Genomic DNA, 13,088 nt, shown 5'->3' on the forward strand with positions numbered 1-13,088 from the left:
GCGCCGGGCCATGCCCGGCGGGGGATGTGCGACGCGCTCATTCCGCCGCGAACGCCCCGCGCAACAATCCGGCGAAATTGCGGATCAACGGCGTCACCCCTTCGCGGCGCCACGCCAACTGCACTTCCGAATGCGCGCCGGCGTCGGCCAGCGCCACGAAGCGCGCGCCTTCCACCCGGATGTGATCGCACGACGCCGGCAGGATCGCCGCACCGAGGCCCGCGGCGGCCAGGCTGATCAGGGTCGACGCTTCGCCCGCCTCCTGCACGATGCGCGGGGTGAAGCCCGCCGCCGCGCACAGCGCGATCATGTGGTCGTGGATACCGGCACCGGCGCTGCGGCGGAAGGCCACGAAGGGTTCCTGGGCGAAATCGCGCAGCGACAGCGCGCCGCTTTTCGACAGTCGGCGCAGGGCAGGGTGGTCGGCATGCACGATGAGCGCCAGCGGATCGACGAACAGGCTGTGCGCCACCAGTTCCGGCGGCAAGGTGCGCTTGCGGATGATGCCCACGTCCAGGCTGCCGTCCAGCAGCGCATCGATCTGCTGCAGGGTATTCATCTCGCTCAGCTGCAGCCGCACCTGCGGGTACTGCTGGCGGTACTGCAGGATCGAACGCGGAATCTGCGGCGACAGCGGCGTGGCCCGGGTCAGGCCGATGTGCAGTTCCCCCTGCTCGCCGCGCTGCGCGCGCTGCACTTCCTCCACCGCGCTTTCCACCTGCTGCACGATGGCCCGCGCGCGCTCCTGCAGCAGCTCACCGGCAGGGGTCAGCTGCACCCGGCGATGGCTGCGCACGAACAGGCGCGCCCCGATCAGTTCTTCCAGTTGCCGGATCTGCTGGCTGAGCGGCGGCTGCGACATGCCCAGCCGCTCGGCCGCCTGGCCGAAGTGCAGCGTATCGGCAACGGCCAGGAAGTAACGCAGGTGGCGGAGTTCGATGGACATGCAGCAATGACGGGTGACACGCCCGGTCGGCCTGCCTATCTTACGGGCAGGAACCCGCAACGGCCGGAGCGCCATGACCCGCGAGCAGACGATCGGCCCCCCGGCCCTGGATGCCTTCCTGGCATGGGCCGCCGCACACGGCAGTGCACGCCGCTGCAGCCCCACCGCCAACCCGGCGGCCACGCTCGATATCGACAACGAACACGTCATCGCCCGCATCACCTACTGGAGCGCGGGCGAGTGTGACGCCGAGATTCTCGACGTCCGTTCTGAGCAGCGCATCTACCAGCGCAGCTGGAGTGACCTGCAGCCACGCGATTTCGACACCGCCTTCGCCCCATGGCTCGCCATCGCCGAATCCCGCCGCCGGGGTCAGATCCCGCTGCAAAGCGGCGGGCTCTGACCCCGATTGATCAAGCGCATCCACGCATGGCGTGGATCTACTGGCACATCACCATGGGGTCAGAGCCCGTTGCATCGCAACGGGATCCGACCCCGCCATCCCACGGAATGCCCGCTTCTGCCGTTGCCGTTGCCGTTGATTTCGAGCAGGTGCAGGGCGGCAGCCCTGCCCGACACCCCCTACCGCTCCGAATGCCCGCTCTGGTCGTAATCGCGCGGGCTGAACAGCTCCGGCTGCACCAGGTCGATGAACGCCCGCGCCTGCGCCGACAAGGCCTTGCCCCGGCGCACGATCACCCCGTAGCTTCGCTCCGGGAACCAGCGCTTCATCGACCGCGCCGCCAGCCGCTCGCGATCGCTCTCATGCAGGCACAGCGCCGGCACGATGGAAATGCCCATGCCCATTGCAACGTACTGCTTGATCACTTCCCAGCCACCCACTTCCAGCGCAACGGTGTACGCAATGCGGTGGCGCTGGAATACCTGGTCCACCAGCCGGTAAGTGATTTGCCGCTTCGGCGGCAGCACCAGCGGGTAGCGCGCGATATCGGCCAGTTCCAGCTCGCCGCCCGCGGCCAGCGGATGATCGTGCGGGGCGATCAGCACCTGTTCGAAGCGATAGGCCGGCGCATAGGTCAGGTCGGCCGGCACGTCGGTCATCGAACCGATGGCCAGGTCGGCCGCATCCTCGCGCAGCAGGTCGGTGCCGTCGGCGCTGATCGCGTTGTGCAGGGTCAGCCGCACGTCGGGGTGGTGCTGGCGGAAGCGTTCAACGATCTTCGGCAGCAGGTACAGGATGGTGGAACTGTTGGCGGCGATGTTCAGTTCGCCCGCGTCCAGCCCACGCACCTTGTCGCGGAAGCGCGCCTCCAGCCCGTCCAGGCTTTCCACCAGCGGCTGCGCCATCTCATACAGCAGCTGACCCTCGCGGCTGGGCACCAGGCGCCGCCCGCTGCGCTCGAACAGCGCCACGCCCAACTCACGTTCCAGCGCCTGCAACTGCAGGCTGATGGCCGGTTGGCTGACGAACAGCGCCTCAGCTGCCCGTGAGACCGAGCCCAGGCGTACCGTCTGGCAGAACGCACGCAGCGGCTTCAGCCGGTCGGATTTGTAGGAAAAACGAGGACTTGGCGGGCTGCGTGTGGGCATGGCGTCATAAGTATTAGCACGTTTTATGTAAAGCATTGCAAAAACTGTTTTGCCAAATACTGGAGCCGGGCGGCACCTTGGGGACGTTCCCCCACCGCTGGAGTTGCCCCATGTCCGCCGTCGCTTCCGCCGTTCCCTCCACTCCGGCCAAGGCCACCCCCGGCATCGCCCTGGCGACCCGCGTGGCCGGCCAGGACACCGTGCTGCCGGCGCCGCTGCTGGCCCTGCTGGTGTCGCTGCACCGCGCGGTGGAACCGGGTCGGCAGGCGCGGTTGCAGACCCGTCGCGAGCGCCAGGCGTTCTTCGACCAGGGCGGCCTGCCGGACTTCCGCGAAGACACCGCCGGCATCCGCAGTGGCGACTGGACCGTGGCGCCGCTGCCGGCCGCGCTGCAGGACCGCCGCGTCGAGATCACCGGACCGACCGATCCGAAGATGGTCATCAACGCGCTGAACTCCGGCGCCAAGGTGTTCATGGCCGACTTCGAGGATTCCACTTCGCCCACCTGGCGCAACCTGCTGGCCGGGCAGCAGTCGCTGGCCGCCGCCGTGCGTGGTGATCTGCAATTCACCGCCGCCAATGGCAAGCACTACACCCTGCGCCCCTACAACGAACAGGCGGTGCTGATCGTGCGCCCGCGTGGCTGGCACCTGGACGAAAAGCACGTGGCCGTGGACGGCCAGCCGCTGGCCGGTGGCCTGTTCGACGCGGCTGTGTTTGCCTTCCACAACGCCCGCGCGCTGCAGGCCAAGGATCGCGGCCCGTACTTCTACCTGCCCAAGCTGCAGAGCATGGAGGAGGCCGCGCTGTGGGAAACCGCGCTGTCGCACATCGAAGGGATGCTGGGCCTGCCGCACGGGCAGATCAAGGTGACCGTGCTGATCGAAACGCTGCCGGCCGTGTTCGAAATGGACGAGATCCTGCACGCGCTGCGTGACCGCATCGTCGGCCTGAACTGCGGGCGCTGGGATTACATCTTCTCCTACCTGAAGACCTTCCGCCGCCACGCCGACCGCGTGCTGCCCGAGCGTGGCCAGGTGACCATGACCCAGCCGTTCCTGAAGTCCTATTCGGAACTGCTGATCCAGACCTGCCACCGCCGCGGTGCGCATGCGATGGGCGGCATGGCCGCGCAGATTCCGATCAACCACGATGCGGCCGCCAACGAACAGGCCATGGCCCGCGTGCGCGCCGACAAGCTGCGCGAAGTCAGCGCCGGCCACGATGGCACCTGGGTCGCGCACCCGGCGCTGATTCCGGTGGCGCAGGCGATCTTCGACGAACACATGCCGGGCCCGAACCAGCACGGCGTGCTGCGCCAGGACGTGCGCGTGGGCCGTGATGAACTGATCGCACGGCCGCCGGGCAGCATCACCCGCGCCGGTTTCGAGGGCAACGTGGAAGTCTGCGTGCGCTACCTGGCCGCCTGGCTGGACGGTAACGGCTGCGTGCCGATCCACCACCTGATGGAAGACGCGGCCACCGCCGAGATCAGCCGCAGCCAGCTGTGGCAGTGGCTGCACACGCCGGGGCAGCAGCTGGACGATGGCACCGCCATCGACCTGGGCCTGCTCGACACCACTCTGGCGCAGCTGCCGGCACGACTGGGCGATACCAGCGCGCTGCCCGGCGGCAGCCGCATTGCCGAAGCCATCACCCTGCTGGGCGAACTGAGCCGCAGCAACGACCTGACCGATTTCCTGACCCTGCCGGCCTACGCGCGCATCGACTGACCGCTGCACGCGCTCCCACGCCGCTTCCTTCCCCGCTGCAACCGCTGCACGAACCGAACTGGAGAAAGACATGAGCACGCTGCCCACTGCCGAACAGATCCAGCACGACTGGGACACCCACCCGCGCTGGGAAGGCATCCAGCGCAACTACAGCGCCGCCGACGTGGTGCGCCTGCGCGGCACCGTCCACATCGAGCATTCGCTGGCCCGGCTGGGTGCGGAAAAGCTGTGGGCGTCGCTGCACGAGCGTGAGTTCGTCAATGCGCTGGGCGCGCTGACCGGCAACCAGGCCATGCAGCAGGTCAAGGCCGGGCTGAAGGCGATCTATCTGTCCGGCTGGCAGGTGGCCGCCGATGCCAACCTGGCCGGTCAGATGTACCCGGACCAGTCGCTGTACCCCGCCGATTCGGTGCCGGCGGTGGTCAAGCGCATCAACAACACCCTGCTGCGCGCCGATCAGTTGCACCATGCCGAAGGCAAGGATGAGATCGATTTCCTGCAGCCGATCGTGGCCGACGCCGAAGCCGGTTTCGGTGGCGTGCTCAATGCGTTCGAGCTGATGAAGGCGATGATCGAAGCGGGTGCGGCGGGCGTGCACTTCGAAGACCAGCTGGCGTCGGTGAAGAAGTGCGGGCACATGGGCGGCAAGGTGCTGGTGCCGACCCGCGAAGCGATCGAGAAGCTCAACGCCGCGCGCCTGGCCGCCGACGTGCTGGGCGTGCCGACCCTGCTGGTGGCGCGCACCGATGCCGAAGCGGCCGATCTGCTGACCAGCGACATCGATGCCAACGACCGCCCGTTCACCACCGGCGAGCGCACCGTGGAAGGCTTCTACAAGACCCGCAACGGTCTGGACCAGGCGATCAGCCGTGGCCTGGCGTACGCTCCCTACGCGGATCTGGTGTGGTGCGAGACCGGCAAGCCGGATCTGGAATTCGCGCGGAAATTCGCCGAAGCGATCCACGCGAAGTTCCCCGGCAAGCTGCTGGCCTACAACTGCTCGCCCAGCTTCAACTGGAAGAAGAACCTGGACGACGCCACCATCGCCAAGTTCCAGCGCGAGCTGGGCAGCTATGGCTACAAGTTCCAGTTCATCACCCTGGCCGGCTTCCACGCGCTGAACTACGGCATGTTCAACCTGGCCCACGGTTACGCACGCCGCCAGATGAGTGCCTTCGTGGAGCTGCAGGAGGCCGAATTCGAAGCCGCAGAGCGTGGTTTCACCGCGGTGAAGCACCAGCGCGAAGTGGGCACTGGGTATTTCGATGCGGTGACCCAGGCGATCCAGCAGGGGCAGTCCTCGACCACCGCGCTGACCGGCTCGACCGAGGAAGAGCAGTTCCATGGTGGGCGCAGCGAACGCGCGGCCTGAGCCGAAGCCGGCCGGCCCCGGTCCGTAGAGTCGAGCTTGCTCGACTGACGTAAACCGGGCGACACCGGCCTACGACCCCCGATCAGGGTGGCCAGGGAAGGGCCAGACGACGCCGGCAGGTCGGGGGACCTGCCGGCGTTGTTGTAAGCGAACTGAGCACTGTGTCAGCTGAATAGGCGCTGCGCGGGGGAGCCGACCGGGATCTGCGGCGATTTGACGCAAAATGAGAAGCGGCGCACAGTTTCAAGCGGTGCTATGCTCCGCTGCTCACCAGGGGACGCTGGCGGCAGGGAATGACCGGCAGGGGTTCAGCCGAGACATCAGACATCACATCCGGTATCGCCGCTGCGGCGATGGCCGGGATGACGCATGCCGTGCTTTCCGACGCTGAAGTGGCCCTGTTCGCGCAGTTTGCCCAGCTGCGCCCGTTGCCGGCCGGCCAGTGGTTGTTCCTGCGCGGGCACCCCGGGCAGAGCATGTACGTCATCCTGGAAGGCCAGATCGAACTGGACTTCGGCGAGGACCTGCTGGTGAAGACCCTGGGCCGCCACGAGTTCTTTGGCGAACTGGGCCTGCTGATGGGCAACCACGCCCGCAGCGCCGGCGCCCGCGCGATGAGCGACTGCACGGTGCTGGAACTGGGCCCGGATGCGTTCCAGCGCCTGGTCGATGCCGACCCCGGCCTGGTGGCGCAGTTCCTGCGGCGCACGATCATGCGCGTGCTGGCCAACGAACAGGCCCTGATCAGCCAGCTGCGGCGGCGCAACCACGACCTGGAAACCGCGCTGGACAACCTGTACATCACCACCCACCAGCTCACCCATACCCGCGAGCTGGTGCGTACCGATGAACTGACCGGACTGCACAACCGCCGCGGCCTGACCCTGTACCTGAAGGAATCGCGCGCGCACCCGGACGGCCCGCCGCAGGCGTTGCTGCTGATCGACTGCGACCATTTCAAGCAGATCAACGACCGCCATGGCCACCAGGCCGGCGACCGCGTGCTGCAGAGCATGGGCAACATCCTGCGTTCGATGGCCGGCGAACACGATCTGGCCTGCCGCCTGGGCGGTGATGAGTTCTGCCTGATCCTGCGCCGCGCCGACCGCGAGGCCGCCCAGCACGCCGCCGAGTTCATCCTCAGCGCCGTGCACGGCCTGCTGGAACGCGGCCACGGTACCCCGCACGTCAGCCTGGCCAGCATTGGCGTCAGCATGCTGGTAGCGCAGGCCGACTGGAGCGAGTGGTATGCCGGTGCCGATCGGGCGCTTTACGAAGCCAAACGTGCCGGCGGAAACTGCCTGCGATGGGCCCACGGCCCGGACGGACAATGAGCGGAGACCCAGGTGATGAACGGCGACACCGGAACGTCGACCCCGCACACCACGCAACTGCGGGCACTGCTGTTCACTGATCTGTGTGATTCCACCGAGCTGGTGGAGCGGATGGGCGATACCGCCGCCGCCGAATTGTTCCAGGACCACGACCGCCTGGTGATGGCCCTGCAGCAGCGCTGGAACGGCCAGCAGATCGATCGCTCCGACGGCTTGTTCATGCTGTTCGAGCGGCCGGTGGATGCGCTGGGCTTCGCCCTGGATTACCAGCGCGGGCTGCAGGCGCTGGGTGGCAAGCGCTCGATCCTGCTGCGCGCGCGCATGGGCCTGCACGTGGGCGAAGTGCTGCTGTGGAACAACAGCGCCGAGTCGATTGCGCTCGGCGCCAAGCCGGTGGAAGTGGAGGGGCTGGCCAAGCCGATGGCCGCGCGCCTGATGCAGCTGGCACGCCCGGGGCAGTTGCTGATGTCGGCCGCGGCAGAGTCGATGGCGCGCCGCGCCGTGCATGAACTGGGCGATGCCGGGCAGGGGCTGAAATGGAAGTCGTACGGGCGCTGGCGCTTCAAGGGCGTGGCGCAGTCGATGGAAGTGTTCGGCCTGCAGGACCCGACTGCGGTGGCCCCCGGCCGCCCGCGGCAGAGTGGCAAGGCAACGCGGGACATACCGCTCTGGCGCCAGCCGCTGGTGATGACCGCACAGGTCGGCGTGGTCGCCGCACTGCTGGTGGGGGGCTGGTTCCTGACCCGGCCGCAGCCGGCCATTGCCTTCGCCGAACGCGATTGGGTGGTGGTGGGTGGCTTCCGCAACCTCACCGGGAACCACATTCTTGACGATTCTCTGGACCAGGCATTCCTGATCAGTCTGGAACAGTCCAAGCACGTGAACATCATCAGCGACGTGGCGGTGAGTCAGGCGCTGGAACGCATGCAGCAGCCGAGCGCCGCCAGGGTTGATCGTGCGCTGGGAAGTGAAATTGCCGTGCGGGACGGCGCACGTGCCCTGATCCTGCCGGTGGTGGCCGAGGTGGGCGGGCGTCTGCGGGTGTCCGCCGAAGTCGTCGATCCGGCCGACAGGCGCACCGTGTACCTGGTTGCACGCGACGCGAGGGGGGTGGACGACCTGTTGGAGGCTGTTGACGGCGTCTCCCGCGAAGTGCGCGACAAGCTGGGTGAAGCTTCCAGTGCGATGCAGGCACGCGGCGATGCATTGCCTGCAGTCGCCACTTCCAGCCTGGACGCGCTGAAGATCTATGCGCTTGCCCGGAAGGCGTACGTCGCGCGCGACATGGACGACGCGCGTACGCTCCACATGCAGGCGCTGGCCGTGGACCCGCAGTTCGCGCTGGCCTACGTGGGCGTGATGCTGACGTACATGGCACAAGGCGAAGCCGCACAGGCCAAGCCGTGGATGCAGAAGGCTGCAGCACTTCGTGAGCACCTGCCTGTACGCGATCGTCTGTACATCGACGCTTGGCAGGCCGAGTTCGGCGAGCAGCCGGCGCTGCATGCGCCCGCAAAATGGCGCCTGTTGGCTCAGGTCTATCCGGATATCCCGGCGGCGCAGCAGAACTACGCCTGGGCGATGTTCGTGCAGGGCCACTCGCAGGATGCATTGCGCGCGGCCAATCAGGCCGCCCAGGCGAAGGAGGCCACGCGCCACTTTTCGCGTGAGCTGGCCGCGCGTATCCGCCAGCAGATGGGGGACCACGAAGGCGCTCTCCGCGACCTGGTCGAATCCGAACGCATCGGGTCCACCTCGCCCAATCGACGCCACGTGTCAGTGCTGGCCACGCTGGGCAGGACCGAACAGGCATTGCGAATGGCGCAGGCGCGGGCGCGCACGCATCCGGAGGATTTCCTGCTGCACCTGGACTGGGCGGCGACGCTCATTGGCGCTGGCCATGCGGACGAGGCGATCGTTGTCGCCGACGAAGGCATCAGCAAGGCTGCCGCAGAGGGAGACGTGATGTCGGTACCGCTGAAGCTGGGCGCAATGGTGGCTCGCTACCGTGCCGGTCAGGCACCGTCGCGGCAGCAGGCCGATGCGCTGCTGCAGAAGGCGCTGCGCTCGGCCTCCCGTGCAACGGGCGAGGAACGCGACGACCTGGCAGGCATCGCCCTGGCTGCCGCCCGATTGCAGCAGCGGTATGCGGGTTTCGCGCTTGATGCCACCCAGCTACGCCGATTGGCGCAGGTCGTGGAGGCATCCGGCCACCCGCGCAACGACGCGCTGTGGAATATCGTCAGGGCCGACCAGTTGCGCTTGCAGAACAATGCACAGGGCAGCGTACAGCTGCTGCAGGCGTTGGCAGAGGGGCAGGACCTGGTGCAGTGGCATGTGGCCATGCGCGATGCACGGAAGGCGTTGGGCCAGGCAAAGCAGTCCGCGCGTGAACAGCAGTGGCTGCTGCAGAACCGCGGACGCGCCTATGGCGATCCGATTGCAGCGCAGGCTTTCATGGTGATGAATGTCGCCGACCTTGCAGACGTGCCTGCAGCGCCGGCGACAGTGGCCAGGGAAACGTCAGGTCAGCAGGCAGAAGGGAACAGTGTGGGCGGTCTGCGACGTCATGCTTTCCAGTAGCGCATCGCGCGCTGCTGAGATCTCTTCCTTGCTGGCCAAGGTTTCCGGGCGCAGACAACTGTCACCCACCAGGGCGGCGTCAGCTTCCGCATCGCTCAGCCCGGCCTGCAGCAGGGCTGCGTGCGCATCATCTGCGAAGAGTGCACGGAACGCGTCATCGCTGGACAGCAGATCCAGCAGATGGTTGGCGAATTCGGTCGTAAAGGCCGGATGGGACTGCGGGTTGTTGCCTTCGGTGCTCACGGATGTTCCCCTGTCGACTGAATCCGCACGCAGAAGCGCGCGCGGCATGTTGGCGAACTTATCGGCAAGCCAAGGCAATCTCTTGAAGGTGGCGTGACCCCATGCGTATTCGACGTTGTGCCATCCTGTTCTTCGAGCCGCGTGAGGAAGTTGCGTTCGCACTGGCAGAGCTGCTGTCCGGACGAGGAGGCGTCACCCGTACCCTGCGCTGGTATGCGTTGGCCCCGCACCTGCCGGCCCCAGTGGAAATCAGCGCATCCGCGCGTGACCTGCTGGGCAGCCTCAGCCCCAGCCAATGGACCGAACACAGTGCGCTGGCAGAGGATGCGAATCTCCAGGCACTGATCGGGAAGGGTCTGGTGGTGCAGGACACTACTCCTGGCCACGAGGGCGCCTCGACTGCGGTTCCCGCCGCTGCATTCGATGATGCCCGCCTGCGGCGTGTGCATTGGCACCCGCTGGCAGCGCTGCTGCACGCGTTCACACGTTGGAATGGCGTGGACTCGGTGGCCGATGCTCGCACGGCCGGCATCGACACGGCCGCCGGCCTGCGGGAACGCCACGGCGAGCCGCCTCCTGATCGGGTCGTGCCCGATGCCGCTGAGGTTCGCGACCTGCCGGCGGCCCTGCAGACTGAATTTGATGCCCTGCTGCATCGACGGGCCACGTGTCGCAATTTCGATGCAGCGCGCGCGCTGCCGCTGTCGTTGTTCTCCACGCTCCTGGCACGCACGTTTGGCGTGCAGGCGCGGGTGCAGCGTGGTGGCCTGGTATTCGACAAGAAGAATTCACCCTCTGGAGGAGGGCTGCACCCGACATCGGCGTGCCTGATCGTGCAGAACGTTGAAGGTATCGCGCCGGGACTCTACCGCTACCTCGCAGACAGCCACCAGCTGGTGGCACTGCCTTTCGACGCCGCGGAGCTGCCTGCGCTGGCGCTGGAAGCAGTCAGCCAGCAGGACTGGTTCGCCAACGCGCACTGCCTGGTCGTGCTGGTGGCCGCGTTCGAGCGCACCTTCTGGAAGTACCGGCGGCACGACAAAGGCTATCGTGTGATAACCCTCGAGGCTGGCCACATTTCCCAGACTCTGTATCTGTCGGCCACGGAGTTGGGGCTGGGCGCCTTCATTACCGGCGCGATCAATGAGCGCCCGCTGGAGCGCGTGTTCGCTCTGGATCCACTGACGGAAGGCGCGCTGGCCATTTGTGGGTTCGGATGGCGTGGGGCGACGATGCACGCCGCTGAGCTGGACCCAGCCGGCCAGGTATGGACGCGCGCCAACTGAGCACGCGCCCACCCGACCTCAACCCGCTTCGAAATCCACCAGCACCGCACCATCCCCCACCTGGTCGCCGGCCTTGGCGCGGTAGCCCTTCACCGTGCCATCGGCGGGCGCCTGCAGGGTGTGCTCCATCTTCATGGCTTCCAGCACCACGAGCGGCGTGCCGCGCTTCACCTGCGTCCCGGCCTCGACCAGGGTGGCCACGATCCTGCCCGGCATCGGTGCCAGCAGGCTGCCAGCGTCGGCACTGGCCGTGTCCGATTCGGCAACCGGATCGTGCAGGGTGAAGCGGTGCTGGCCCGCTGCATCGAACAGGAACAGCTGGCCGCCGTCGCGCAGCAGCTGCGCCGACCGGCGCTGGCCACCCACCTGCAACGTCAGCTGCTGTGCATCGGCGGTGCCGATCAGCGTTGCCGGCGCCGCGTCATCGCACTGCACGCGCCAGCCGTCGGCCTGCGTCCACACCTTCAGCGTGCGTGTGCGCTCGCCCTGCTGCAGCGGCAGCACGCGCGCTGCGGCGGCACCCAGGCGCCAGCCATCCTGCGCCTGCCAGGGCGAATGCGGATCGCGGGCATCGCTGCCCGCACGCGTGGCGCTGGCCACGGCGGCGACGGCCGCCAGCTGCCACAGATCGTCATCGGTATCGCCCACCGCATCCAGTGCGGCCTGCTCGCGTTCGATCAGCGCGGTATCCAGCTTGGCGTTGGCGAACGAATCGGTGTTCACCAGCCGGCGCAGGAAGCCGGCATTGGTGGTCACGCCCACCACCTGGCAGTCGGCCAGCGCCTGGCTCATGCGGCGCAGCGCGGCATCGCGGTCCACGTCCCAGACGATCAGCTTGGCAATCATCGGGTCGTAGTACGGGGTGATGCTGTCGCCTTCCTCCACGCCGGTGTCCACGCGCACGTTCGCCGACGGCGTCGGCAGGCGCAGGCGGCGCAGGGTGCCGGTGGACGGCAGGAAGCCGCGGTCGGCATCTTCGGCATACAGGCGCGCCTCGATGGCGTGGCCATGGATGGCCAGTTGCTCCTGGCGCAGCGGCATCGGCTGGCCGGCCGCCACGCGCAGTTGCCACTCCACCAGGTCGGTGCCGGTGATGAACTCGGTCACCGGATGCTCCACCTGCAGGCGGGTGTTCATTTCCATGAAGTAGAAATCGCCCTCCGGGCCGGCGATGAACTCCACCGTGCCGGCGCCCACGTAGCCCACCGCGCGCGCGGCATCGACGGCCGCCTTGCCCATGGCTGCGCGGCGCTCGGCGCTCATGCCCGGTGCCGGTGCTTCTTCCAGCACCTTCTGGTGGCGGCGCTGCACCGAGCAGTCGCGCTCGAACAGGTAGACCGCATCGCCGTGGGTATCGCCGAACACCTGGATCTCGATGTGGCGCGGGCGCTCGACATACTTTTCCACCAGCACGTGGTCGTTGCCGAAGGCCGAGGCGGCCTCGCGCTGGCAGCTGGCCAGCGCCGCGACGAAGTCATCGCTGCGTTCGACCTTGCGCATGCCCTTGCCGCCGCCGCCGGCGCTGGCCTTGATCAGCACCGGGTAGCCGATGGCATCGGCCTGCGCGCGCAGGAAGTCCGGTTCCTGCTGGTCGCCATGGTAGCCGGGCGTCAGCGGCACACCCGCCTGGGCCATCAGCGCCTTGGCCGCGCTCTTGTCACCCATCGCGCGGATGGCGCTGGCCGGCGGGCCAATGAAGGTGATGCCCGCAGCCGCACACGCATCGGCGAAGTCCGCATTCTCGGACAGGAAGCCATATCCGGGATGGATGGCCTGCGCACCGGTGCGGCGCGCCGCGTCCAGCAGCACGTCGCCGCGCAGGTAGCTCTCGCGCGCGGCGGCCGGGCCGATATGCACGGCCTCGTCGGCCAGGCGCACGTGGCGCGCGGTGCGGTCGGCATCGGAATACACCGCCACGGTGGCGATGCCCAGGCGACGGCAGGTGGCGATCACGCGGCAGGCGATTTCGCCACGGTTGGCGATCAGGATCTTGGTGAACATGGCAACGGGCTTCATGGGAGCGTGCTCGGTCATGGCATG

Annotated in this window: 10 protein-coding genes; 6 read left to right on the forward strand and 4 right to left on the reverse strand. The window is 67.6% G+C overall.

What is annotated here, in order from left to right; translation table 11 throughout:
* Positions 1–37: 37 nt before the first annotated feature.
* Positions 38–946 (reverse strand): LysR family transcriptional regulator, encoded by a 909-nt coding sequence (locus tag AC06FA_RS10540; protein ID WP_478068239.1) that lies wholly within the window; start codon positions 944–946, stop codon positions 38–40.
* A 73-nt stretch (positions 947–1,019) separates the two neighbouring features.
* Between AC06FA_RS10540 and AC06FA_RS10545 the strand changes: the two genes are divergently transcribed.
* A complete protein-coding gene (locus tag AC06FA_RS10545; protein ID WP_478068240.1) occupies positions 1,020–1,349 on the forward strand; it encodes an immunity protein TriTu family protein in 330 nt (109 codons plus the stop codon).
* 179 nt (positions 1,350–1,528) lie between these two features.
* Here AC06FA_RS10545 and AC06FA_RS10550 read toward each other — a convergent pair whose 3' ends face one another.
* Entirely contained in the window at positions 1,529–2,497 is a 969-nt protein-coding gene (locus AC06FA_RS10550; protein ID WP_478068241.1) for a LysR family transcriptional regulator, read from the reverse strand.
* Positions 2,498–2,607: 110 nt separating this feature from the next.
* Here AC06FA_RS10550 and aceB point away from each other — a divergent pair, with 110 nt between their 5' ends.
* The 4 genes from aceB (at position 2,608) to AC06FA_RS10570 (ending at position 9,519) form a co-directional block, all read left to right on the forward strand.
* Positions 2,608–4,230, forward strand: coding sequence for a malate synthase A (gene aceB / locus AC06FA_RS10555; RefSeq protein WP_478068242.1), 1,623 nt, complete (start codon positions 2,608–2,610; stop codon positions 4,228–4,230).
* A 70-nt stretch (positions 4,231–4,300) separates the two neighbouring features.
* The gene (aceA, locus tag AC06FA_RS10560) at positions 4,301–5,602 is read left to right on the forward strand and encodes an isocitrate lyase (protein WP_108748104.1); all 1,302 of its coding nucleotides are present in this window, start codon (positions 4,301–4,303) and stop codon (positions 5,600–5,602) included.
* 293 nt (positions 5,603–5,895) lie between these two features.
* Complete coding sequence (locus AC06FA_RS10565) at positions 5,896–6,936, forward strand: GGDEF domain-containing protein (RefSeq protein ID WP_478068243.1); 1,041 nt, start codon at positions 5,896–5,898, stop codon at positions 6,934–6,936.
* 15 nt (positions 6,937–6,951) lie between these two features.
* Positions 6,952–9,519 (forward strand): putative peptide modification system cyclase, encoded by a 2,568-nt coding sequence (locus AC06FA_RS10570; protein ID WP_478068244.1) that lies wholly within the window; start codon positions 6,952–6,954, stop codon positions 9,517–9,519.
* Here AC06FA_RS10570 and AC06FA_RS10575 read toward each other — a convergent pair.
* Positions 9,460–9,762, reverse strand: a complete 303-nt coding sequence (locus AC06FA_RS10575; protein WP_478068245.1) for an NHLP-related RiPP peptide — start codon at positions 9,760–9,762, stop codon at positions 9,460–9,462. The genes AC06FA_RS10570 and AC06FA_RS10575 overlap by 60 nt on opposite strands.
* A gap of 101 nt (positions 9,763–9,863) precedes the next feature.
* On the opposite strand from AC06FA_RS10575, the gene AC06FA_RS10580 reads away from it, so the two are divergent.
* Positions 9,864–11,048 carry a putative peptide maturation dehydrogenase gene (locus AC06FA_RS10580; RefSeq protein WP_478068246.1) on the forward strand — a complete coding sequence of 395 codons (1,185 nt, stop codon included), beginning with the start codon at positions 9,864–9,866 and terminating at the stop codon, positions 11,046–11,048.
* A gap of 18 nt (positions 11,049–11,066) precedes the next feature.
* Here AC06FA_RS10580 and AC06FA_RS10585 read toward each other — a convergent pair whose 3' ends face one another.
* Entirely contained in the window at positions 11,067–13,082 is a 2,016-nt protein-coding gene (locus AC06FA_RS10585; RefSeq protein WP_478068247.1) for an acetyl/propionyl/methylcrotonyl-CoA carboxylase subunit alpha, read from the reverse strand.
* Positions 13,083–13,088 lie beyond the last annotated feature (6 nt).

The sequence above is a fragment of the Stenotrophomonas sp. Steno-C17 genome, assembly GCF_056393165.1.

What these genes read in the sequence shown, in the direction of transcription:
- AC06FA_RS10540 (WP_478068239.1), bottom strand. Translation starts at nt 946, where the DNA reads ATGTCCATCGAACTCCGCCACCTGCGTTACTTCCTGGCCGTTGCCGAT.
- AC06FA_RS10545 (WP_478068240.1), top strand. Translation starts at nt 1,020, where the DNA reads ATGACCCGCGAGCAGACGATCGGCCCCCCGGCCCTGGATGCCTTCCTG.
- AC06FA_RS10550 (WP_478068241.1), bottom strand. Translation starts at nt 2,497, where the DNA reads ATGCCCACACGCAGCCCGCCAAGTCCTCGTTTTTCCTACAAATCCGAC.
- aceB (WP_478068242.1), top strand. Translation starts at nt 2,608, where the DNA reads ATGTCCGCCGTCGCTTCCGCCGTTCCCTCCACTCCGGCCAAGGCCACC.
- aceA (WP_108748104.1), top strand. Translation starts at nt 4,301, where the DNA reads ATGAGCACGCTGCCCACTGCCGAACAGATCCAGCACGACTGGGACACC.
- AC06FA_RS10565 (WP_478068243.1), top strand. Translation starts at nt 5,896, where the DNA reads ATGACCGGCAGGGGTTCAGCCGAGACATCAGACATCACATCCGGTATC.
- AC06FA_RS10570 (WP_478068244.1), top strand. Translation starts at nt 6,952, where the DNA reads ATGAACGGCGACACCGGAACGTCGACCCCGCACACCACGCAACTGCGG.
- AC06FA_RS10580 (WP_478068246.1), top strand. Translation starts at nt 9,864, where the DNA reads ATGCGTATTCGACGTTGTGCCATCCTGTTCTTCGAGCCGCGTGAGGAA.
- AC06FA_RS10585 (WP_478068247.1), bottom strand. Translation starts at nt 13,082, where the DNA reads ATGACCGAGCACGCTCCCATGAAGCCCGTTGCCATGTTCACCAAGATC.